The 24794-nt window shown below is 41.5% G+C and carries 13 protein-coding genes, 2 tRNA genes and 3 rRNA genes; 16 read left to right on the top strand and 2 right to left on the bottom strand.

Going from position 1 to position 24794, the window contains the following annotated elements:
• The first annotated feature begins 181 nt into the window (after positions 1-181).
• The 3 genes from FR932_RS16820 to zapB all read left to right on the top strand — a co-directional run bounded on the left by FR932_RS16820 (position 182) and on the right by zapB (position 2277).
• Positions 182-1072, top strand: a complete 891-nt coding sequence (locus tag FR932_RS16820; protein WP_019441165.1) for a cation diffusion facilitator family transporter — start codon at positions 182-184, stop codon at positions 1070-1072.
• A 37-nt stretch (positions 1073-1109) separates the two neighbouring features.
• Positions 1110-1889 carry a serine O-acetyltransferase gene (cysE, locus tag FR932_RS16815; RefSeq protein ID WP_019441164.1) on the top strand — a complete coding sequence of 260 codons (780 nt, stop codon included), beginning with the start codon at positions 1110-1112 and terminating at the stop codon, positions 1887-1889.
• A gap of 160 nt (positions 1890-2049) precedes the next feature.
• Positions 2050-2277: a cell division protein ZapB gene (gene zapB, locus FR932_RS16810; protein ID WP_026006261.1), complete on the top strand. Its 228-nt coding sequence runs from the start codon at positions 2050-2052 to the stop codon at positions 2275-2277.
• A gap of 49 nt (positions 2278-2326) precedes the next feature.
• Here the strand turns inward: zapB and rraA are convergent, their stop codons facing one another.
• Entirely contained in the window at positions 2327-2812 is a 486-nt protein-coding gene (gene rraA, locus FR932_RS16805) for a ribonuclease E activity regulator RraA (RefSeq protein ID WP_019441163.1), read from the bottom strand.
• Positions 2813-3030: 218 nt separating this feature from the next.
• On the opposite strand from rraA, the gene FR932_RS16800 reads away from it, so the two are divergent.
• From FR932_RS16800 to FR932_RS16750, 11 genes are all read left to right on the top strand, one after another.
• A complete protein-coding gene (locus FR932_RS16800; protein WP_019441162.1) occupies positions 3031-3894 on the top strand; it encodes a polysaccharide deacetylase family protein in 864 nt (287 codons plus the stop codon).
• Positions 3895-3913: 19 nt separating this feature from the next.
• Positions 3914-5044, top strand: coding sequence for a glycosyltransferase (locus FR932_RS16795; protein WP_019441161.1), 1131 nt, complete (start codon positions 3914-3916; stop codon positions 5042-5044).
• Between the two features lie 607 nt (positions 5045-5651).
• Positions 5652-7197, top strand: a 16S ribosomal RNA gene (locus FR932_RS16790).
• A 76-nt stretch (positions 7198-7273) separates the two neighbouring features.
• Positions 7274-7350, top strand: a tRNA-Ile gene (locus FR932_RS16785).
• Between the two features lie 21 nt (positions 7351-7371).
• Positions 7372-7447: transfer RNA gene (locus tag FR932_RS16780), tRNA-Ala, on the top strand.
• A gap of 293 nt (positions 7448-7740) precedes the next feature.
• A 23S ribosomal RNA gene (locus FR932_RS16775) occupies positions 7741-10630 on the top strand.
• A 170-nt stretch (positions 10631-10800) separates the two neighbouring features.
• A 5S ribosomal RNA gene (gene rrf, locus FR932_RS16770) occupies positions 10801-10916 on the top strand.
• Together the 16S, 23S and 5S rRNA genes with 2 tRNA genes alongside form the textbook arrangement of a ribosomal RNA operon.
• Positions 10917-11204: 288 nt before the next feature.
• Positions 11205-14597, top strand: coding sequence for an exodeoxyribonuclease V subunit gamma (gene recC, locus FR932_RS16765; protein WP_019442568.1), 3393 nt, complete (start codon positions 11205-11207; stop codon positions 14595-14597).
• Positions 14597-18193 (top strand): exodeoxyribonuclease V subunit beta, encoded by a 3597-nt coding sequence (gene recB, locus FR932_RS16760; RefSeq protein WP_019442567.1) that lies wholly within the window; start codon positions 14597-14599, stop codon positions 18191-18193. The genes recC and recB overlap by 1 nt, the downstream gene beginning before the upstream one ends.
• Entirely contained in the window at positions 18193-20220 is a 2028-nt protein-coding gene (recD, locus tag FR932_RS16755; RefSeq protein ID WP_019442566.1) for an exodeoxyribonuclease V subunit alpha, read from the top strand. Before recB ends, recD begins: the two co-directional genes overlap by 1 nt.
• Positions 20221-20406: 186 nt before the next feature.
• On the top strand, positions 20407-21642 hold the full coding sequence (locus FR932_RS16750) for a dicarboxylate/amino acid:cation symporter (RefSeq protein WP_019442565.1): 1236 nt from the start codon (positions 20407-20409) through the stop codon (positions 21640-21642).
• A gap of 162 nt (positions 21643-21804) precedes the next feature.
• On the opposite strand, the gene miaA is transcribed toward FR932_RS16750, so the two are convergent.
• Entirely contained in the window at positions 21805-22728 is a 924-nt protein-coding gene (gene miaA / locus FR932_RS16745; RefSeq protein ID WP_019442564.1) for a tRNA (adenosine(37)-N6)-dimethylallyltransferase MiaA, read from the bottom strand.
• 270 nt (positions 22729-22998) lie between these two features.
• Here miaA and asnC point away from each other — a divergent pair, with 270 nt between their 5' ends.
• Together asnC and FR932_RS16735 are read left to right on the top strand one after the other, a co-directional pair.
• Positions 22999-23460 (top strand): transcriptional regulator AsnC, encoded by a 462-nt coding sequence (asnC, locus tag FR932_RS16740; protein ID WP_019442563.1) that lies wholly within the window; start codon positions 22999-23001, stop codon positions 23458-23460.
• A gap of 98 nt (positions 23461-23558) precedes the next feature.
• Positions 23559-24794: a cystathionine gamma-synthase family protein gene (locus FR932_RS16735; protein ID WP_019442562.1), complete on the top strand. Its 1236-nt coding sequence runs from the start codon at positions 23559-23561 to the stop codon at positions 24792-24794.

Raw genomic sequence — 24794 nt, 5'->3', positions numbered from 1 at the left:
AACGCACTACTATAAAAGATATATTTATATCTATACGTCTTCAATATCGTTAAATAACCAGATGATATGTTTTTTTAGGCTATTTTATTTCATTTATAGCGGGTTTAAGGTGAATAACTTGTCGTTGTTTTTCTACTACCCGGGTTTATAATAAACACAAGATAATGTAAAAGGTAAACTTGTGATAAATTCTAAACATGAAAAATTAGTTAAACGCGCCAGTTATGCATCGGTCGTAACAGCTGTGATCTTATTATGCAGTAAATTATTTGTGTGGTTTGCCACTGGCTCCTCATCGATATTGGCATCTTTGACTGATTCTTTTTTAGATATTGGAGCGTCCATTATCAATTTATTTGCGATTCGATATGCATTAGAACCAGCAGATGAATCGCATCGTTTTGGGCATGGTAAAGCAGAGTCATTAGCTGGGCTAGTACAATCAGCATTTATAGTTGGTTCATCAATCCTGCTCATGTTGCATGGTATTAGCGCACTATTAGACCCACAACCGATTGTCCGCTCAGAGCTCGGTATCGCAGTCTCTATTTTTGCATTACTGCTTACATTTATATTAATTCGTTATCAAACTTACGTAGTAGCTAAAACCGCGAGTGTTGCGATTAAAGCTGATTCACTACATTACAAATCGGATTTATGGCTCAATGCTACAGTACTTATAGCACTCAGTTTATCTGCATATGGTTTTTATTGGGTTGATGGGTTAGCAACAATTTTAATCTCCTGCTACATATTATACAGTGCGTATGAGATCGGTATGGAGTCAATACAGACGTTGCTTGATCATGAATTGCCCGCTGAAGATATTACTAAAATAACGGCTATTGTCGAGAATACAGAAAATGTACTCGGTTTACATGAGCTACGAACTCGACAATCTGGTTATATGCGATTTATTCAATTCCATATTGAATTAGATGATCACCTTACTTTGATTCATGCTCATGCGATTGCTGATAACGTAGAAACGAATTTACTCCGTGAATTTGCCAATACGGAAGTGCTTATTCACCAAGACCCAATTTCAATAGTAAAGAAAAAAAATGATTAATATAAACGTGAACTCTAAATGTTGTAAAGGAATGAACATGGAAGATAAACTTTCAATGTCTTGGTTTAGGATTAGAGATGAAGCTAAATTATTGGTTGAACAGGAACCGATGCTCGCGAGCTTTTTCCATTCTACAATACTAAATCACGACAGCTTAAAATGCTCATTGAGCTTTCAATTAGCCAATAAGCTCGGCAGTGCAACGATGCCTGCTATTTTATTACGTGAAGTAATTGAAGAAGCATTAAAAGCAGACCCAACTATTTTGCATTCGGTAGCCGCGGATTTATGCGCTGTACAAGAACGAGATCCGGCGGTTGAATATTTCTCGACGCCGCTATTATACTTGAAAGGTTTTCTAGCACTGCAGTCTTATCGGATCGCAAATTGGTTATGGAATCAAAAGCGAGAAGCATTAGCCATCTATCTACAGAATCAGATCTCTGTGGTATTTGCAGTTGATATTCACCCTGCGGCAACGATTGGCAGAGGTATCATGCTCGATCACGCAACTGGCATTGTGATTGGTGAAACAGCAGTTGTCGAAGATGATGTGTCTATTTTACAAAGTGTGACTTTAGGTGGTACGGGTAAAGAGGGTGGCGACCGCCATCCTAAAATTAGGGCGGGCGTGATGATCGGTGCTGGCGCTAAAGTACTTGGTAATATAGAAGTCGGGCGAGGGGCTAAAGTCGGTGCGGGTAGTGTTGTGCTCGATCCTGTTCCTGAACATACAACCGTGGCAGGCGTTCCGGCTAAAGTTGTTGGTAGGCCTGATTCTGATATGCCGTCATTAGCGATGAATCAAACAATTTGATGTATAAATGTCAGTGCTCACAAACAAAAACTTAATTCTGCTTAGGGGTATCATAAATTAACTAATAAGACTTGTTGTCGGTTGACTAGCGTTGTATTCTTCTAGCTAAGGGATAAGCCCTCTCAGCACAATATTGTATTCTTAAATTATGGGTGACAAAATGAATTTTGACGTATTAGATAAATTAGAAAGTAAAGTCCAAACAGCAGTTGATACGATTTCCCTTTTACAAATGGAATTAGAAGAGCTAAAAGAAGAAAACAACCAGCTATTAGCAAATAATTCTGAGCTTAAAGGCCAACAAGATGTGTGGCAAGATCGTTTACGCTCTTTGCTCGGTAGAATGGATGAAGTTCAAGAACTCGAAGAGTTAGAAGAAGAAGCATAATTTGATTCAGAGGTATAGTTGAGAAAACATATACCTCTGTTTCTATGTTCTATTCGATATCAAGTGCATCGGCGGATAAGATAATACCGGTACTATCTGCATAGACATGATCATCAGGTAAGAATGTAACCCCGCCAAAGTTAACTGCGACATCAACTTCCCCAGTACGATTATCATCGGCACCGACAGGGATGGAAGCTAAACTCTGAATGCCAATATTAATATCATCTAACTGATCAACTTCTCTTATACTACCGTAAACAATAATGCCTTCCCACTCATTCTCAAATGCCATTTGTGCAATGTCAGAATCAACTAAAGCTCTTCTTAGTGAGCCACCGCCATCAATCAGTAATACTTTACCTAAACCGGGTTGTTGAAGAGTTTCTTCGATCAAACCTAAACTTTCAAAACATTTAATTGTTGTAATTCGGCCACCGAATGATGACTTACCACCGAAGTTCATAAACATCGGTTCAACTACATCAATCATATCTGCATATATATCGCATAGTTCAGAAGTATTGTATTCCATGAGCAGCACCTTTTAGTAAGAAAGTTAGGTCATTAGCAATAAATCATAGCACTGTTAGCATATAAATTAAGCCTTTATTATCATTGGATAAATCAAAATATGGGTCACCCCATGAAAATATAGACTGATATTTAGTTAATGTAAGATGAATTGCTGATAGTCGGATGTGATGGTCTATTCTTTATGATAATAGAGCAGAACATTACTATGGGGTTGTTATGCCAATTATTAATGCACTCAGTATTAACGTAGAAGATTATTTTCAAGCCCCCGCTTACCAGCTTACTATAAAAGAACGCGATTGGGGGTTACTCTCACCGCGTATCGAATATGCAGTTGATAAGCTCTTATTGTTATTAAGAGACCATCACGTAACGGCGACATTTTTTGTTTATGGCTGGACTATCTCTCATTTTCCTTCGATGTTAAAAAAAATAGCCGAGCAAGGGCACGAGCTTGCATATAGGCATTATAGTCCTGCTGACGCTCAGCATTTTAATCAGCGCAAGATTATTGACGATTTAAACCGCTATAAAGTTCAGCTCTCACAAATTATAGGGCGTAAGGTTATTGGTTACCGAGCGGATACAACATTATGTCGTTCGATGAATGCGTGGTTAGAGAATGAATTAGTGTTGGCTGGGTATGAATATAGCAGTGAGAACTGTGTCGACAGGACTGCTATGCATCAGAATTCTGTGGGTTCAGTGTTAGATGGTTTTCAGCATTTAAACGTATCAACTCATAATGTATTAAGTCATGGCTATGAAATTATTAGTACTAATAATATTCGCCTGCGAAAATATGAATCAAGCAGTAAATTAGTGAAGAACTTTATAGAAGTGACCAAAACACCTGTATTAGGAAGTCTTTCTACATGGATGATGGATAATCAGCAACCTAATATTAGAGCAGATAGCTTATTAAAAAAATGGTTACATGGTTATCATCTCCGTGAAGCTCCACTTATTTTACATCAGCTCTTTTCGGAATATGGCTGGCAAACAATCAGTGATGTATATTTGCGTAAAGTATTGCAGATAAGCAGCATTCACAAACGCAAAGGACGCTGTGTCAGTTAATGGTAAGGATGTTGTGATAATGAAAATATTACACGTGATAGAAAGTGGTGGTTTTTATGGCGCAGAAAGAGTCTTAATTGAATTAATGCTAGGTCTAAAAATACTTGGTCATGATACAGCCTTGCTTAGCTTTGGTTATAAAGGACAAAAAGAAAAAGAGTTTGAAACTATTTGCCAGCAATACGGTATAGAAGTTAATTCAATAAGGATAAGTAAGCTGGAGTCGCTGTGCATCAATCAATACGTAAAATTTTTTGCAGAAGATAAGGGCTTTGATGTTGTTCATTCCCACGGTTATAAATTTAATATCGTTTTTGGTTTAACGCCAAAACGACATCGTTTTAAATGTATTTGTTCTACTGTACATGGTTACGTGTCAGCCCCAATAGTTAGTCGAATGGCGCTTTATCAATATCTAGATAAGTATGCATTAAAAAAGTTGAATCGAATTTTTCTAGTTAGCCAACATATGACAAGGCTGCCAAATATCCAAAGCTTAGAGTCTAGTCAATATACTGTTATTGAAAATGGCATTGGTGGTTACAGGCCTGTGTGCCCGATTGAAGAGCGTTTAAATGATTTTATTCATAATAAAACAACGCGATTGATGGCTGCGGGTCGTCTTGCTGCAGAAAAAAATTTTGATGCTTTGCTCGAGGCATTACCTAAATTGATTGAACATGATGCAAACACTGGGCTTGTGATATTTGGATCTGGTACTGAAGAAGATAGATTACGAAATAAAATAAGGCTATTAGAGCTGGATGAACATGTTCTACTATTTGGTTTTGTGGAGTCACTGCTGAGCTACTTTAATTATTTTGATGTTTTTGTTATGCCTTCTATTACAGAGGGAACGCCTATTGCTTTACTTGAAGCTATGCAGGCTAGGTTACCATGTGTTGTTACCAATGTTGGCGGCATGCCACATATGCTCGGTCATGGTAATGGCGGGTGGATAGTCCCCCCGAAAGATCCTATTGCGTTACAAATAGCCATCTCAAAAAGTTTAGTTCGAAGTCACAATCAAATTAAAATTAATTTTTCTTATGATCGCGCCATGCATGAATTTAATTATCTGCATATGAGTCGGCAATACGTACGTGAGTATAAAAGCCTGTTAGCTATGGTGTCTTCGGTAAGCTCGTAAAAATTATCGTAACTCAATGTATGCATACAAAATGCACCTGGTATAGATGTGCGCGGGGGGGGGGCGAGTGATTTATATTAGGTCGTTACCTTTAATAAAACAGCTATGCAGTATGTTTATAGTGAAAACAGCATAGGTAAGGTTGTTTTTTATACATTAAGAGCTATTTTGAAACTAATTAAGCCTGCTTTATGGTATTTAGCTAGCAAAAACAGATAATGCTTGATTGGAACCATTAGATCTCTATAATGCGACCTCACTGACACGGCAACAGCCGCTAAGTAAAGGTGTTTATCAGTATCGAAAGTTACTTTTTTACTTCCTGAAATAAAGTGCAAATAAGTGCTTGACTTCGAAACTGGTTTGCGTATAATACGCAGCCTGACTACGACGCAAGACGTCAAGGTCAATGCTCTTTAACAATTTATTCAAGCAATCTGTGTGAGCACTTGCAGAGATATAATGACCAAAAATTATATCAATGTAATTGTGAACATTAAATTAAATCGAAAGATTTGGTTTTATAAACAACAAACCTTGGTTTGTTGTTGAAGTACAGAATTCATTGAGCCGACTTAATCAGCATCGCTGATTAGTCAAAAACTTTTAATTGAAGAGTTTGATCATGGCTCAGATTGAACGCTGGCGGTAGGCTTAACACATGCAAGTCGAGCGGAAACGAAGAATAGCTTGCTATTCTGGCGTCGAGCGGCGGACGGGTGAGTAATGCTTGGGAATCTGCCTAGTCGAGGGGGACAACAGTTGGAAACGACTGCTAATACCGCATACGACCTACGGGTGAAAGGGGGCCTCTTCTTGAAAGCTCTCGCGACTAGATGAGCTCAAGTGGGATTAGCTTGTTGGTGAGGTAAGAGCTCACCAAGGCGACGATCCCTAGCTGGTCTGAGAGGATGATCAGCCACACTGGAACTGAGACACGGTCCAGACTCCTACGGGAGGCAGCAGTGGGGAATATTGCACAATGGGCGAAAGCCTGATGCAGCCATACCGCGTGTATGAAGAAGGCCTTCGGGTTGTAAAGTACTTTCAGCGAGGAGGAAAGGTGATAAATTAATACTTTACCACTGTGACGTTACTCGCAGAAGAAGCACCGGCTAACTCCGTGCCAGCAGCCGCGGTAATACGGAGGGTGCAAGCGTTAATCGGAATTACTGGGCGTAAAGCGCATGCAGGCGGTTTGTTAAGCGAGATGTGAAAGCCCCGGGCTCAACCTGGGAACTGCATTTCGAACTGGCAAACTAGAGTTCTTGAGAGGGTGGTAGAATTTCAGGTGTAGCGGTGAAATGCGTAGAGATCTGAAGGAATACCAGTGGCGAAGGCGGCCACCTGGCAAGTAACTGACGCTCAGATGCGAAAGCGTGGGTAGCAAACGGGATTAGATACCCCGGTAGTCCACGCCGTAAACGATGTCTACTCGGAGTTTGGTTCCTTGAGAACTGGGCTCTTAAGCTAACGCATTAAGTAGACCATGCCAGGGAGTACGGCCGCAAGGTTAAAACTCAAATGAATTGACGGGGGCCCGCACAAGCGGTGGAGCATGTGGTTTAATTCGATGCAACGCGAAGAACCTTACCTACTCTTGACATCCATAGAACTTTTCAGAGATGAATTGGTGCCTTCGGGAACTATGAGACAGGTGCTGCATGGCTGTCGTCAGCTCGTGTTGTGAAATGTTGGGTTAAGTCCCGCAACGAGCGCAACCCTTATCCTTATTTGCCAGCACGTAATGGTGGGAACTCTAAGGAGACTGCCGGTGATAAACCGGAGGAAGGTGGGGACGACGTCAAGTCATCATGGCCCTTACGAGTAGGGCTACACACGTGCTACAATGGCGCATACAAAGGGCTGCAAACCAGCGATGGTAAGCGAATCCCATAAAGTGCGTCGTAGTCCGGATTGGGGTCTGCAACTCGACCCCATGAAGTCGGAATCGCTAGTAATCGTGAATCAGAATGTCACGGTGAATACGTTCCCGGGCCTTGTACACACCGCCCGTCACACCATGGGAGTGGGCTGCACCAGAAGTCATTAGCTTAACCTTCGGGAGGGCGATGACCACGGTGTGGTTCATGACTGGGGTGAAGTCGTAACAAGGTAGCCCTAGGGGAACCTGGGGCTGGATCACCTCCTTACGTAAAGTCGTTAATTTTTGTAAGTGTCCACACAAATTGCTTGAATAAAGAAATTAAAGACATAGTAAATGTCAGTAGGACTGTAGCTCAGTTGGTTAGAGCGCGCCCCTGATAAGGGTGAGGTCGGTAGTTCAAATCTACTCAGTCCTACCAATTTACTAGCCACAATGATGTGGGGCTATAGCTCAGCTGGGAGAGCGCCTGCCTTGCACGCAGGAGGTCTGCGGTTCGATCCCGCATAGCTCCACCACATCATGTTCTCAGGAAGAGACCAAAGTTAAATCTGCTTAGAATAGCAAGCGAATTAACTTTGGTTTTTTTAACTCTGAAATTCAGAGTTAGAGACGAAAATTATGCTTTTAGCATATGCTCTTTAAAAATTTGGAAAGCTGAATAAATAAAGAAGTTCTTAAAACACGTTATTGAATAATTCATTTTGAGTGAATGGTTTAATAACAATAGAGTGTTCTTGAGTATTCTTGAGGCGAAAAAAACTAGATAATACCTAGTTATTTCAATTGTACGGTCTACTTTAGATTGTATGGTTAAGTGACTAAGCGTATACGGTGGATGCCTAGGCAGTCAGAGGCGATGAAGGACGTGTTAATCTGCGTTAAGCTGTGGGGAGTTGATAAAAAGCGTTAATCCACAGATTTCCGAATGGGGGAACCCACCTTACTAAGTAAGGTATCGTAACGTGAATACATAGCGTTGCGAAGCGAACCGGGAGAACTGAAACATCTAAGTACCCCGAGGAAAAGAAATCAATAGAGATACCCTTAGTAGCGGCGAGCGAACGGGGTCTAGCCCTTAAGCAGTTTGGAAGTTAGTGGAAGATTCTGGAAAGTTTCACGATACAGGGTGATAGTCCCGTACATGAAAACGACCTTACTGTGAAATCGAGTAGGACGGCACACGTGATATGCTGTTTGAATATGGGAGGACCATCTTCCAAGGCTAAATACTACTGACTGACCGATAGTGAACCAGTACCGTGAGGGAAAGGCGAAAAGAACCCCTGTGAGGGGAGTGAAATAGAACCTGAAACCGTATACGTACAAGCAGTGGGAGCAGACTTGTTCTGTGACTGCGTACCTTTGTATAATGGGTCAACGACTTAATTTCAGTAGCAAGGTTAAGCGAATAGCGGAGCCGTAGGGGAAACCGAGTGTTAACTGCGCGAATAGTTGCTGGGATTAGACCCGAAACCCGGTGATCTAGCCATGGGCAGGTTGAAGGTTGAGTAACATCAACTGGAGGACCGAACCGACTAATGTTGAAAAATTAGCGGATGACTTGTGGCTGGGGGTGAAAGGCCAATCAAACCGGGAGATAGCTGGTTCTCCTCGAAAGCTATTTAGGTAGCGCCTCGCGTCTAACTATTGGGGTAGAGCACTGTTAAGGCTAGGGGTCATCCCGACTTACCAACCCTTGCAAACTCCGAATACCAATAAGTTCAATCGCGGGAGACACGGCGGGTGCTAACGTCCGTCGTGGAAAGGGAAACAACCAGACCGTCAGCTAAGGTCCCAAAGTGTATGTTAAGTGGGAAACGATGTGGAAAGGCTCAGACAGTGGGAAGTTGGCTTAGAAGCAGCCATCTTTTAAAGAAAGCGTAATAGCTCACTGGTCGAGTCGGTCTGCGCGGAAGATTTAACGGGGCTAAACATACCACCGAAGCTACGGATGCATGACTTGTTCATGCATGGTAGAGGAAGCGTTCTGTAAGCCGTTGAAGGTGAGTTGAGAAGCTTGCTGGAGGTATCAGAAGTGCGAATGTTGACATGAGTAACGATAATGGGGGTGAAAAACCTCCACGCCGAAAGACCAAGGGTTCCTGTCCAACGTTAATCGGGGCAGGGTGAGTCGACTCCTAAGGCGAGGCCGAAAGGCGTAGTCGATGGGAAACTGGTTAATATTCCAGTACTCGCTTATATTGCGATGGGGTGACGGAGAAGGTTAGGCTAGCATGGCGATGGTTGTCCATGTTTAAGGTGGTAGGCAAGTGACTTAGGCAAATCCGGGTCGCTCTCTTTAGTGAGAATGCTGAGAACTGATGACGAGTCTCTACGGAGATGAAGTAGTTGATACCAGCTTGGGAAAAACCTCTAAGCTTCAGATATGAGAGAATCGTACCTAAACCGACACAGGTGGTTGGGTAGAGAATACTAAGGCGCTTGAGAGAACTCGGGTGAAGGAACTAGGCAAAATGGTACCGTAACTTCGGGAGAAGGTACGCCAATGGTGGTGAAGGACTTGCTCCGTAAGCTACTGTTGGTCGCAGAGAAATGGTGGCTGCAACTGTTTATTAAAAACACAGCACTGTGCAAAATCGAAAGATGACGTATACGGTGTGACGCCTGCCCGGTGCCGGAAGGTTAATTGATTGGGTTAGACTTAGGTCGAAGCTCATGATCGAAGCCCCGGTAAACGGCGGCCGTAACTATAACGGTCCTAAGGTAGCGAAATTCCTTGTCGGGTAAGTTCCGACCTGCACGAATGGCGTAATGATGGCCACGCTGTCTCCACCCGAGACTCAGTGAAATTGAAATCGCTGTTAAGATGCAGTGTACCCGCGGCTAGACGGAAAGACCCCGTGAACCTTTACTATAGCTTGGCACTGAACATTGAACCTACATGTGGGATAGGTGGGAGACTATGAAATATTGTCGCTAGATGATATTGAGTCGTCCTTGAAATACCACCCTTGTACGTTTGATGTTCTAACGTAGGTCCCTTATCGGGATTGCGGACAGTGTCTGGTGGGTAGTTTGACTGGGGCGGTCTCCTCCCAAAGAGTAACGGAGGAGCACGAAGGTTGGCTAAACATGGTTGGACATCATGTGGTTAGTGCAAAGGCATAAGCCAGCTTAACTGCGAGACAGACACGTCGAGCAGGTACGAAAGTAGGTCTTAGTGATCCGGTGGTTCTGAATGGAAGGGCCATCGCTCAACGGATAAAAGGTACTCCGGGGATAACAGGCTGATACCGCCCAAGAGTTCATATCGACGGCGGTGTTTGGCACCTCGATGTCGGCTCATCACATCCCAGGGCTGAAGTTGGTCCCAAGGGTATGGCTGTTCGCCATTTAAAGTGGTACGCGAGCTGGGTTTAGAACGTCGTGAGACAGTTCGGTCCCCTATCTGCCGTGGGCGTTTGAGAATTGAGAGGAGCTGCTCCTAGTACGAGAGGACCGGAGTGGACGAACCACTGGTGTTCGGGTTGTTATGCCAATAGCATTGCCCGGTAGCTAAGTTCGGAACTGATAACCGCTGAAAGCATCTAAGCGGGAAGCAGGCCTCGAGATGAGTTCTCACTGGAGCTTTAAGCTCCCTGAAGGGCCGTTGGAGACTACAACGTTGATAGGCAAGGTGTGTAAGTGCTGTGAGGCATTGAGCTAACTTGTACTAATTACCCGTGAGGCTTAACCATACAAACTGAAGTACGACTCGTACGTAAGTGGTATGATTAATTGAAATATCGACTTAAGAATAGATTGAACACTTTATGTTTTAAAGACTTCTTTATTTATAGCTTTTCAGATTAAAACGAAGTGAAAACTTCTATAGAAAGCAAACAGTGTAATAACTGTAAAGAATTTGCTTGGTGACCATAGTGTTGCGGTACCACCTGACTCCATTCCGAACTCAGTAGTGAAACGTAATAACGCCGATGGTAGTGTGGGGTTTCCCCATGTGAGAGTAGGGCATCGCCAAGCGCCAAATTAGAGAGAGCCGATATCAGCAATGGTATCGGCTTTTTTGTGTCTAAAATTTACGGAATAAGACTTAAAATATAACCAGCCTGCGGCTGGTTACTTTACACGGGGGCTTGTTACATCTGCAATAGCTAAAATAATGAAAAATGTCCTTTTTGATCACCTTAGAATCTCAATTTATGGATGTTTATCTATTTTTGTCGCAAAAACCAACATGTTGTTTTTTCTATATTGCATAGTGAGTAGCTATGCTCCACAATTCCAGTAGGTTATTAGTCTGGAGCTACCGTGTTTAATCTTTATCATTCGAATCAGTTAGATATTTTAAAAGAGCTTATGGCTCACTTTATAGCTAAAGATCCACTTGCAGATCCTTTCGTTGAAGAGCAAGTTCTTGTTCAAAGTCCGGGTATGGCGCAATGGGTTAAAATGGAATTGGCGAAGTCGATGGGCATATCGGCGAATATCACCTTTCCATTACCAGCATCTTTCATTTGGAAAATGTTCCAGAAAGTATTACCTAATATTCCAGACAAAAGTGCTTTCAATAAAGAGGCTATGTCGTGGAAGTTAATGCTAATACTGCCTGATTTATTAGAACAAATTGAATTCGAATCATTAAAGCATTACTTAGCGGATGACTCTGATGACTATCGCCTATTTCAACTATGCCAAAAAATATCTGATACGTTTGATCAATATTTAGTATATCGACCAGAATGGGTTGCGGCTTGGGAGTCGGGTGAAAACATTCATGCGGATACACACCCTTGGCAACCGCTATTATGGCGTGCGCTAGTCACAAAGACTGAAGACCTTGGTCAATCTCATTACCACCGTGCCAACTTATACGATCAGTTTATTGCGCGTCTTAACCACCCTCATTTTGATGCGACGCTTTTACCTGCTCGGATATTTGTATTTGGTGTTTCAGCACTACCGCCGCGCTATTTAGATGCGCTGCAAACGCTTGGCAAACATACTGATGTTCACTTCATGTTATCTAATCCTTGTCGATTATATTGGGGTGATCTTATTGACCCTAAGTGGCTGCTAAAGCAACGTACTATGCTTAATCACAATAATGAAAAGTTGGGCATGAGTAATAAAGTGAGCGCAAGTGATGAGGACACTGTTCGTGCTTTATTTGATGAAGATGACGCCTTTAAAGTGGGTAATCCATTATTAGCTTCTATGGGTAAACTCGGTCGTGATAACTTGGCGCTATTAACTGAATTTGGTTGTCAAGAATTAGACGTATTTGTTGAACCTACGGATGAAGGCTTATTGGCTAGTATCCAGCGTGATATTTTAGATTTATCTGATCGCAGTATGGCTGAATTTAGTTCGTCAATAAATGATGGTTCAGAACCTGACAGCAGCTATAAGCTTAGCGTTAGTACAACTGACTCTTCACTTGAGCTAAATAGTTGCCATAGCCCGATGCGTGAAGTAGAAGTCTTACATAATAACTTGCTTACAATGTTTGCGGAAAATCCAGATTTAAACCCGCGTGATGTGGTTATCATGATGCCTGATGTGAATGGCTATAGCCCTTATATTCAAGCGGTGTTTGGTGCTATCGATCGTTATGATGAACGTTATATTCCTTTTTCGGTTTCTGATAGTGGCGCACAATACGATAACCCTATTCTACTCAGCTTTTTACAGTTATTGGCTTTACCTTTATCACGCTGTAATGTCTCAGAGCTATTGTCGCTATTAGAAGTACCCGCAGTTTTGGCTCGCTTTGCTATTACACCTGATGAGTTTAACCGATTACGCCAATGGATTGATGAGTCTGGGATTCGTTGGGGGTTGGACGAAGATGACGCTACACGCTTTGATTTACCAGGTATGAAGCAAAATACCTGGCTGTTTGGTCTACATCGTATGTTATTAGGCTATGCATATGGCGGTGATGATATTTACCAAGGTATTTTACCGTATCAAGAAGTGCAGGGCATTGAAGCTGAATTATTGGGTAAACTTGCTCAATTTATTGAATCGTTATTAGATAGTATTACCTCATTGCAAGATCCGAAATCGATTGTTGATTGGATCAAGCTCGCTAATACACTTATCGATGATTTTTACAAAATAGATGTCGATGATGAGCAATCGATAAAAATTATTCGGGATGCTTTTTCTCATCTTGATGAGCAATTAAAAAGTGCCTGTTACGACAAATTAATTACACCCTTGGTGTTACGTGATTATTTAAATAACGCATTATCCCAAGTTGGTTCAAGCCAAAAATTCCTCGCCGGACAAGTTAACTTTTGTACCCTGATGCCTATGCGTTCAATACCATTTAAAGTCATTTGCTTACTTGGTATGAATGACGGTGTTTATCCGCGCTCGATTCCATCGATGGGCTTTGATTTAATGGCAAATGATCACAAACAAGGTGATCGTAGTCGCCGTGATGATGATCGTTATTTATTTTTAGAAGCGCTGATATCGGCTCAAAGTAAATTATATATTAGCTACATCGGTAACAGTATTCGCGATAAGAGTGAGCGATTACCATCGGTATTGATTACTGAATTATTACAGTATTGCCAGCAAAGTTTTTGTATTGCAGGTGATGAACATCTTTCACCAGATGAATCAGCAGAGCGTTTGTTGCGTCATTTAATTAATCATCATGCATTGCAGCCTTTTGATGCGCGTTATTTTAATCCTGAGTCGCCGATGTCTTTCGCGAAAGAATGGTTACCCGCATTAGCGCCGAATGTTGAATTAAGAGAATTCTTAAGCGAACCTTTGCCTGCATTAGCTGTTAATGATGATACTCAAGAAATTGAGCTTGCGGAGTTATTGCGTTTTTATCGTCATCCAACTAAGTATTTCTTTAACCGCCGTTTGAAAGTTTACTTTAACCAAGCAAGTCTTGATGTATTGGATGATGAACCTTTTGATGTTGATAATTTAGAAAAATATCACCTTAAAGCGCAATTGTTAGAAACAGAATTAGCGGACGGTGATGTTGCGCAAGTGACAGCTAGATTAGTTGCCTCTGGTAGTTTGCCTCTAGGCCGATTTGGACAAATATCATTAAATAAAGAAGTCGCTACGGTAAGCCAACTTGCTCAGGTGTTAACCCCTCTTTTAACTAATAATAATGATGATATCGAAGTTGATATTCCACTGGTATCAGGGCGCTTAGTTGGTTGGTTGAAACAAGTGTATAACGGTGGTTTGGTGCGACATAAACCAAGCGGATTCAATGGTAAAGACTACTTACAAGTTTGGTTAGAGCACTTGTGCTTTTGTATTAGTGTTAAAAATCCGATGCCGACTACTTTAGTTCACTTAACTGCGGGTAAACCTATCGTACAAAGCCTGAAAGTAATTGAAGCATCTCGAGCGCGGGAATTATTATTTCAATTACTTGAAGTATATAACGATGGTTGTTGTCAGCCTTTTGCGCTATTTCCAAAAACAGGCTGGGGTTGGGCAAAATCCATGTGTTCAAGTTCTGAACCTGACGAATATAAATTACGTGCTGAAGCATTATTAAATTTCGAAGGTGGTTATAACCGTATGGGTGAAAATGCGGATGATTACTTACAGCGCAGTTTTCCACGTTTAAATGATGACGTTTATGGCTTGATGAAAGCATCCTCTGAAACCACACTATTTCCGATATTTGATTACCTAGAGGATGTTGAATAATGGCTGATGTAAATATTCTAAATGCAATGACGTTTCCCTTATATGGAGAACGCCTTATTGAAGCATCTGCTGGTACGGGTAAAACATTCACCATTGCCAGTTTATATCTGCGTTTACTTTTAGGGCATGGCGGCGAAAATGCTTATCATAAAGATGGTGAAAACCAACTTCTCACGGTTGAACAAATATTAGTGGTAACCTTTACCGAAGCGGCTACTGCAGAATTACGCGATCGTATTCGTGCGCGTATTCATCAAGCGCGGATCGCATTTAGTATTAGCCACAGTAACGACCCCGTGATCAGCTTGCTGCTGGCGGATATTAAAAAACAGGATTACGGGCGTTGTGCAAAATTACTATTAGCTGCAGAAAGACAAATGGATGAAGCGGCTATTTATACTATTCATGGTTTTTGTCAGCGCATGCTTAAGCAAAATGCATTTGAATCAGGTGCATTATTTGAAAGTGAATTCATTACCGATGAATCACAGCTAAAGTTTAATGCCGTTGCAGATTTCTGGCGCAGTCATTTCTACCGTTATACTGATGGCATGGTCGATATGGTGCATAGCTTTTGGTCATCGCCACAAGCGTTATTACGCGACATCGCTGGATACCTATCTAATACTGATATTGAGTTTATTGCTAAAACAAGCAGTGATGATATCGCTGCAGATTACGACAAACTCGTGACCTCGATTCAGCAGGTTAAAGCGTCGTGGTTTAACAACGTAGGCGATCTTTGTGAGTTGATTCAAGCGGGGAATTTAAACGGTAATAGCTACCGTCCTGCAAGCGTATCGAAATGGTTACATGAAATGCTGACGTGGTCGCAATCAGAAACCACGCAAAATGATCTGCCTGATTGTTTGGTTAAGTTTTCTCAACATACTTTAACGACTAAAACTAAAAAGGGCAAAGTATCACCTGAACATCAAGTTTTTGATGATATTGAACGCTTATTAGAAAAACCATTATCGCTTAAAGATTGCTTCATCGTTAAAGCCGTTGAATACGTGCGTGCGCGAGTGATGAAAACTAAAAACCAATCACAGCTATTATCGTTTGATGATTTGCTGTCTGGGTTATCTGATGCATTAGCCGGCGACCAAGCTGTTAGTCTAGCGGAATGTATCCGCAGTCAATATCCAATTGCGATGATTGATGAATTCCAAGATACCGATCAACAACAGTACGATATTTTTAATACTATTTATGGCAAGCAAGATGGTGCCGGTTTGTTCATGATTGGCGATCCGAAACAAGCTATTTATAGTTTTCGTGGCGCAGATATTTTTACTTACATGCAGGCGCGTAAAAATGTTGAAGCGCACTATACGTTAGCTAAAAACTGGCGATCTTCGAACTCCATGGTTAGCGCAGTTAACCGCGTATTTGAACATGCCAATAAGCCGTTTATTTATGAAGATAGCATTAGCTTCCTGCCTGTTGATTCACACGGTAAAAGCAAGCCATTATTATTAAATGGTATTGAACCTGCAGCGCTACAATTGTGGCTACATGAAGAAGAAGACCAAAAAAATATCACTAAGGGCCGATACCAACAAGTTTACGCCAAGGCGACTGCGAACCAAATTGCGACATTATTAACGGATGCCCAGCAAGGTAATGCTATGTTATCGGGACGGCCGATAAAAGCAGGTGATATTGCTATTCTTGTGCGTACTGGTGCTGAAGCTAAATTAGTCCGTGATCAGCTCGATGCTTTAGCTATTCCTAGTGTGTATATGTCGAATCGCGAAAGTGTATTCGCCAGTCGTGAAGCGCGTGAGTTGTACCATATTTTTGCCGCCATATTGAATCCTGAAGATGAGGGGTTATTAAGAGCGGCATTAGCGACATCTATTTTTGAAAAACCAGCCATTGAATTAGACCAGCTCAGTAATGATGAAAAAGTGTGGGAGCAAACGGTTGCTGAATTTAAGCTCTACCAAAAGACTTTACAGTGGCAAGGTTTCTTACCGGCATTAAGATTGTTATTGAATAAACAAAATATCGCCGCAATCATGTTATCAGCTCAAGGTGGTGATCGCCGTTTAACTGACGTTCTGCATTTAGGTGAACTATTGCAAGAAGCAAGTTTAGAGCTTGATGGTGAATACAGTTTATTCCGTTGGTTTGGTGAGAAGATTGAAAATCCTAATGGCGATGCTCAAGAGCAACTCGTTCGTTTAGAAAGTGAAGCAGACTTGGTGCAGGTTGTTACTATTCATAAATCCAAAGGCTTGGAATATAACTTAGTATTCCTGCCATTCATTTGTGCGACCAGGCAAGCATCAACGCCGCTTTATCATCAAGATGGCCATACTTATGTGCATCTTGATTTAGATGATTCAGAGAACCTTGAAGCAGCTAAAGAGCAAGCGGATGAAGAGCGTTTGGCGGAAGATTTACGTTTGCTTTATGTTGCGTTAACGCGTGGTGTTTATGCTACGTGGTTAGGACTTGGCGCCGTTAAAATGGGTAATTCTCATAATAAGATGCACCTTAACGCAATGGGTTATCTATTACAGCAAGGCGAAGAGTGCAAAGATACCGACTTTAAAAGCTGTGTTGAAAAACTTGCAGATCAACAAGTTGATGAACTAAAAGCATGCGTAGCGATTGTGGAACCGCCGTTAGCAGCTGTACCTGCTTACCAGCCTGTTGCAGAGCCAGTTGTAACCTATCAAGCTAAAACCATGACTAACCCGATCAGTAAGAATTGGTGGGTAACAAGTTATTCGGCATTATCTCGTCATCGATCTAACGGCAACTCTGGTAACAGTAATTCTAGTTACGATGCCTCACTGGAATTACCGGGGTTTGATGCTGAAGTGAATACCGAAAAAGATGAAGAGCAGGAAATGAGTTGGGATATTTTTAGTTTCCCACGCGGTGCTGCCGCCGGTACTTTATTACATACTGTGTTTGAGCATATTGATTTTGCTAATGTAGATGAAGAAGCGCTAACCGAACAGATCTTACAGTTGTTAGAGCGTGAAGGTTACGATATTGCTTGGCGACCGATCTTACTTGAATTGGTTAATCAGGTACTGGATTGTCCATTACAAGATGGTTTTAGTTTGCGCCAACTAACCCCTTCACAAAAGAAAGTGGAGATGGAATTCTTCATGCCTATCTCATCGCTTAATTGTGATGATTTGAACGTATTGATAAAGCAGCATGACAGATTATCTCAGCAAGCGGGCGAGTTAGACTTTCAGCAAGTCAGCGGTATGCTAAAAGGTTTTATCGATTTAGTGTTTGTCTATGAAGGCCGTTATTACGTCGTTGATTATAAATCTAACCATTTAGGTGACAGCCAAGCTGAGTACACTGCTGATGCGATTGATCATGTCATGATTGAGCATCGCTATGAGCTGCAGTATCAGTTATATACTTTGGCGTTGCATCGTTTTTTACGTTCGCGTATCCCAGATTATGATTACGAACAGCATTTTGGCGGCGTCTATTACTTATTCTTACGTGGAATGAGGGTTGAGACGGGCAATGAATATGGTGTGTTTTTCACTAAACCATCACTCGATTTTGTTATGCAGTTAGATGAATTATTTTTAGGAGAACTTGAATAATGAGCATACTGCAGTGTTTAAAAGAATTAGCCAATGAAAATCAGATCCGTCAACTTGATTATCAATTCGCTCGATTTATTAGTAATTATGAATCTGAACCCGCGATCATTTTATTGGCCTGCTTAACCAGTTATCAACTGGGTAAAGGCCATGTATGCATTGATTTACAAGGTATCGATAGTAATGCGTTATTTGATCTGAATTTAACCCGTTCACACTTATTACTGACGGAAATATCGAATCGCAATGAGTCTTGGCCAAGTTTATTGGCAAACTCAGCTGTTGTGGGTGAGTCTGCGCCACTGCAGTTTGTTGCTGAGGCGGGGAAATTATATTTACAGCGTTACTGGGCTTACGAATTACAAGTTGCGCAGCAGTTGAAGAATTTAGCCAAGCAAAGCCAACAGCCAGATCTCAGTACCAGCTTGAACCGTTTATTTAAACGTGATTATGGTTTCCTCTTTCCTATTTTAGCGAAAGAACGAGAAGTTAATTTTAGTGCGCAGTCATTTGTGGCCAAGTACTTAGATGTCGTTAAGAAAGGTCGTATTAGCTGGAGTGATGTGGAGCAAGTATTACTGACGGCTAAGAATGCTCAAGAATTACATGCCTTAGATAGCTTGATTCCAGAAGCCTATTGTCTTAACTGGCAAAAGCTATCTGTAGCTGTCGCAGCGACGCGGCATTTCTCGGTGATATCCGGTGGCCCTGGTACAGGTAAAACAACCACAGTAACTAAACTGCTGGCGTTATTGATTGAACAAGGTTTATTAGCACAACAAGCGTTAACCATTAAATTAGTTGCACCAACAGGTAAAGCGGCAGCTCGTTTAACAGAGTCGATTGCGGGTGCGAAGGGGAAGTTAGATTTACCGGTCAGTGTGGCTGATTTAATTCCCGAGCAAGCAGGGACAATACATAGATTATTAGGGGTGATCCCGAATAGACAAGCATTCCGTCATAATAAAGATAACCCATTACACCTTGATGTGCTGGTTGTTGATGAAGCCTCGATGGTGGATTTACCTTTGATGGCGAAACTGTTAGCAGCATTACCGCCCCATGCTCGATTGATATTACTGGGTGATAAAGATCAGCTGGCGTCGGTAGAGGCTGGCTCTGTACTCGCGGATATCTGTGCTTATGCAACGAAGGGTTATTCTACTGGGCAAGTAAACTGGTTATCTAGTATTACCGATTACGATCTAAACCAGTACCAAGCCACCGATGCGACGGCGATATATGACAGTCTTTGCTTATTACGTAAGAGCTATCGTTTCGATGCCGAATCAGGTATCGGCTGTTTAGCGGGGGCGGTGAATCGAGGTGATCTAAACGAATTTGATAGCGTGTGGGAAAATCAACATGATGATATTAACCTGCACCCGTTATCGACAGAAACTTATGATTCGCTTATTACTATGGCAAAAACAGGTTATCAAGATTACTTGACTAAGGTAGTTGTATCACCGAGTGACGAGGACGCTAAATCGATATTACGTAGTTTTAATGACTTCCAAATCTTAACCGCGATCAGAGAAGGCGACTTTGGTGTCGAAGGTTTAAACCAGCGTATCGAAAAAGCATTAGTAGCAACACGTAAAATACGTAAAGACCAATCTGAATGGTATGCCGGTAGACCGATTATGATCACCAATAATGATCATGGTCTTGGTTTATACAATGGTGACATTGGTATTTGCATGCAGGATGAAGACCGTCGTATGCGGGTTTATTTTGAAATGGCAGACGGTAACGTGCAATCTTTTTTGCCGAGTCGATTACCACCGCATCAAACCGTGTTTGCAATGACAATTCATAAATCACAAGGGTCTGAGTTTAGGCACACGGTTATGATTTTACCTAATCGCTTTAATCCAGTGCTTACCAGGGAGTTGGTGTACACAGGTATTACCCGTGCAAAAGAGCAATTAGACATATTCACCAACGTGACGGTAATGAAAAAGGCGATTAAATTACGTACCGAACGGGTCAGTGGGCTAATGGCATTACTTATCCAAGATTAACGAATCGTAGATTTAGACCCTTAATTATCATTTATCCTAAAAAGGCAATGCTTTGTTATCGAATTTGCAAAGATATACACAAAAAGTTGGCGTTTGATCACGTTTATGCCTTACTTGCTGTGTTATCTTCGCCGCGATTTTCGTTAACCTATAATATATTGCTTAAGGCCTTATTTGGAGAGTGTTTTGCTTACGGATAAAAAAAGTTTAGTTAAAAATATTGGATTTCAAGTTGTTATCGCCATGATAGTTGGCGCGGCGGTTGGTGCCTTCATGGGCGAAGGCGCTGCTATTTTTGCGCCTCTGGGTGCGTTATTCATTAATTTGATTAAAATGTTGGTGATTCCACTTGTTGCTGTATCGATTATAGCCGGTGCTGCTAATCTTGGTGATAGCCCTTCCGCAGGTAAAATCGGTGTGGGTACGTTTGTATTCTTTATGCTGACATCGGCGATTGCTGTGGCGCTTGCCTTAGTGATGGGTAATGTATTTGAACCAGGTGTGGGTGTTGATTTTTCTCAACAGGCAGCGGGTCTTGCTGTTGTTACTGCCGAGCAAGGTGCATTGCCCGGTGTATTTGATACTATCATTGGTATGATCCCAACGAATGTATTCAGTGCTTTAACCAGTGGCAACATTCTGCAAATTTTAGTATTTAGCATCTTCTTTGGTATTGCGTTAACGAAAGTAGAGCGTAAACGTGCAAAACCTATTATGGATGGCTTACAGACCATTATTGATGCGTTCGTTTGGATGATTAACTGTGTGATGGTTATTGCTCCAATTGGTGTATTTGGTCTGATGGCAGAATCAGTTGGTACATTTGGCTTTAGTGCACTAGCGGTAGTGATGAAACTATTCGTGGTTTATATCGCTGCGATTATTATTTATGGCTTTATCTTCTATCCACTGGTAGTGAAGTTCTTCTCTGATACACCAGTACTTAAATTTATGTCGGCGATGAAAAAGCCACAAGCACTCGCATTATCTACCGCATCATCAATGGCTACATTACCAGTAACACTGGAAGTGTGTGAAAAAGAATTAAAACTTGCTAACTCAACAGCTGCGTTTGTATTACCGTTAGGTGCGACGATCAACATGAGTGGTAACGCTATTTATTATGGCCTAGTAGCCGTGTTCTTTGCACAAATGTTCAATGTTGAATTGGGTATGGCTGCTTATGCTGCGATCATCTTTACATCGACATTGGGTGCGATTGGTCAAGCGGGTGTTCCGGGACCCTCTTTCCTTGTTGTTGCGGTACTCCTTGCGGCGGGCATTCCTATCGAAGGTTTACCACTATTATTCGCATTAGATCGTATTTTTGATATGGTGCGTACTGCATTGAATATTACTGGTGATGCTGTGTGTGCAGTGGTGATGGATAAATATAATCCAGAGCATCAAGTGACTAAATAATACTGACTAAGACAACTATTTACTTCAATTGAATTATTGATAATGGATAATTGAGTAAGTAGATAGAGTGAGACTTAGATTCAAATAATAGCCACACCGATTCGGTGTGGCTTTTTTGATACTGAGATATAAGGATTTAGCGTGATTATGCGAGTCTAAATATTAACTCCTTTGAAATTGATTAAGTACCACTTGCGCTTGTTTATTGATATCACCAGTACCGTCTAGCCAATGAATGGTTGCACCTTGACGTTCCATTCTTCTAAACCAGGTATCTTGGCGCTTTGCATATTTGTGGATGGCGATATTTAATATATCAAACATCTCATCATAGCTTATCTTCCCTTCGATATACTGACTGACAAAACGGTATTCAAGGCCAAGGTATTCTAGCTTTTCATGCGTAATACCTTGCGCTAACAAGCCTTCAACTTCTTCAATCATGCCGTGTTCTAAGCGTTCTTTTAAACGTAAGGTGATACGCTGACGTAATTCACTGCGGTCCCATTTGATACCGAAATACAGTGGCTTTATTTCTGGCAGTACTGTTTTGGTAACAGGAGCTGTTTGGGACGCGGCATGTTGCGCTATTTCAATTGCGCGATACAAACGTGGACGGGCTGTAATATCTGTTGCTGTATAGGATTGGCTATCAAGCTCAAGTAAAATTTTCTGTACATCTTCTAACGCCATTTCAGCAAACTGCTCACGCTGGGGCATGTTTTTATCGAGTTGCACAAATTCATAACCTGCAACAACTGCATCTATGTATAAGCCTGTACCGCCGACGAGTAACGGTAATTTATTACGCTGGTTAATGTCTTTAAATACGTTGAAGAAATCACGTTGAAATTGAAACGCGTTATATTCCTTACCGGGCTCGATAATATCAATCAAATGGTAAGGTACGTTATCGTATTCAGCTAAATCTTTGCCTGAGCCAATATCGAGGCAGGTATAGACCTGTCGAGAATCGCCCGAGATCACTTCACCGTCTAATTGTTTTGCTAGGTTGACACCCAAACGGGTTTTCCCGGATGCGGTCGCACCGAGTACGACGATAAGATTATATTGTTGCTGAGACATTAAGTTACCTGAATAAATAATTGCGCTGTTTGCAGACCGAAATGGTAACTCAAGCAGGCGATGTGACCAATAGTATTTTTAACATTGTCATTAAACTAATTTCGAATTTGGTAAATTGAGCTATTAATTAAGGAGATAGTGGCTAAATCGCAGTTATGCAGTCAAAAAGGTGGTAATTTATCAAGATTATTCAAATTATACGCTAGATGATTATGGTTTTAGCGTTATAATCGACTTCTTGTATTGTTACTTATGATCGGAATCGTTGTAATGTCGCTTAATGCTCATCTTGATGAATTAGATAAAAAAATCCTTAATGCACTCATGGTCAATGCACGTGTCCCTTATGCTGAACTGGCGAAAAAATTTAACGTCAGTGCGGGTACTATCCACGTTCGAGTCGAAAAAATGAAATCAACAGGTGTCATCCTTGGCACTAAAGTGGAAGTGTGTCCGAAGAAACTCGGTTATGACGTGTGTTGTTTTATTGGTATTAATCTAAAGAGCGCAAAAGATTACCCTTCTGCCTTAGCGCAATTAAAAGCGCTAGATGAAGTCGTTGAAGCATATTACACAACGGGTAATTATAATATTTTTGTAAAACTGATGACGCGCTCAATTGATGAGTTACAAAAAGTATTGATTGATAAAATTCAACAGATTGAAGAAGTGCAATCGACAGAAACATTGATCTCGTTACAAAACCCAATTAGCCGTGATGTACACCCGTAACTTTAGGCGCTAATTATAAATGGCATAAATGCTATAAGTTAACCTCATCCTGATCAATAATGAGGTTAACTTCAATTTGTTGTATGCAAGGAATAACAATGAAAGAGCAGGGATTCACGACTCATTTAGTTCATCATGATCACAATCAAAATCTAGAGTTTGGGGCTATTCACGCCCCCATTTATAACTCAGCAACTTACGGTTATGATGACATTCAAGATCTTATCGATATCTTCCAAGGCCGCCAAGCTGGCCAAGCTTATGCTCGTCAAGCAACACCAACGATTGATATGTTACAGAACATGATCTGTGAAATGGAACAAGGTAAAGCATCACTTTGTTTTAGCTCCGGTATGGCGGCTATTGTCGCGGTATTTTTGACTTTATTAAAAGGTGGCGATCATATCGTTGCCAGTCGTTTTTTATTCGGTAATACCTCAAGTGTGTTTGGCACATTAAAAAGTTTTGGTATTGAAGTAACGCTTGTTGATGCGACTGATGTGGCTAACGTTGCTGCAGCTTGCCAAGCGAACACTAAAATGGTGTTTGTAGAAACAATCGCTAACCCAGCGACACAAGTTTGTGATTTAGTTGAAATAGGCGAACTTTGTGATGCTAAAGGCTTATTATATGTGGTCGATAACACGCTAACATCTGCTTATCTATTTCAACCTAAAGTGGTGAAATGTCACCTGATCGTGACTTCGTTATCAAAATATTTTGGTGGTCACGGTAATGTGATTGGTGGCTCTGTTACTGATACCGGTTTATTTGATTGGTCACAGTATCCAAATATCTTTGAAGCGTACCGTAAAGGTGATCCTGCAATGTGGGGTTATGCGCAAATGAAGAAGAAAGGGTTACGTGATATGGGTGCTTGCCTGAGTTCTGAAGCGGCTGGTCAATTAGCACTGGGTTCAGAAACGATGGCGCTACGTGTTAAACAATCATCGAGTTCGGCTTTAGCGTTGGCATTAATACTAGAGAATCACCCAAAAGTTGATCGTGTGTATTATCCTGGCCTAGAATCGCACCCACAATATACTCGTGCTAAATCACTCTTTGGCGCATCAGGGTCTATGATCAGCTTAGATCTTAAAGAAGGCTTCGATTGCTGCCAATTTTTGAATGAGTTGAAGTTAGTTATTGGCGCGACACATTTAGGAGATAATCGTAGTCTAGCATTGCCTGTAGCACCTACTATTTTTCATGAAATCGGTTTAGCTGCGCGTCAAGAATCAGGGATTAGTGAAAATATGATCCGTTGTTCAATTGGTATTGAAGATACTGAGGATTTACTGGCTGACTTTACCCAAGCATTAGCTAGTCTATAA

It is taken from the genome of Moritella marina ATCC 15381 (assembly GCF_008931805.1).
GTDB lineage: Bacteria > Pseudomonadota > Gammaproteobacteria > Enterobacterales > Moritellaceae > Moritella > Moritella marina.
This window is presented reverse-complemented; position numbering and strand designations above follow the sequence as displayed.

Bases quoted from the DNA above. Each gene is read 5' to 3' on its own strand.
- cysE (WP_019441164.1), top strand. From the start codon at position 1,110: ATGGAAGATAAACTTTCAATGTCTTGGTTTAGGATTAGAGATGAAGCT.
- zapB (WP_026006261.1), top strand. From the start codon at position 2,050: ATGAATTTTGACGTATTAGATAAATTAGAAAGTAAAGTCCAAACAGCA.
- rraA (WP_019441163.1), bottom strand. From the start codon at position 2,812: ATGGAATACAATACTTCTGAACTATGCGATATATATGCAGATATGATT.
- FR932_RS16800 (WP_019441162.1), top strand. From the start codon at position 3,031: ATGCCAATTATTAATGCACTCAGTATTAACGTAGAAGATTATTTTCAA.
- FR932_RS16795 (WP_019441161.1), top strand. From the start codon at position 3,914: ATGAAAATATTACACGTGATAGAAAGTGGTGGTTTTTATGGCGCAGAA.
- recB (WP_019442567.1), top strand. From the start codon at position 14,597: ATGGCTGATGTAAATATTCTAAATGCAATGACGTTTCCCTTATATGGA.
- recD (WP_019442566.1), top strand. From the start codon at position 18,193: ATGAGCATACTGCAGTGTTTAAAAGAATTAGCCAATGAAAATCAGATC.
- miaA (WP_019442564.1), bottom strand. From the start codon at position 22,728: ATGTCTCAGCAACAATATAATCTTATCGTCGTACTCGGTGCGACCGCA.
- asnC (WP_019442563.1), top strand. From the start codon at position 22,999: ATGTCGCTTAATGCTCATCTTGATGAATTAGATAAAAAAATCCTTAAT.
- FR932_RS16735 (WP_019442562.1), top strand. From the start codon at position 23,559: ATGAAAGAGCAGGGATTCACGACTCATTTAGTTCATCATGATCACAAT.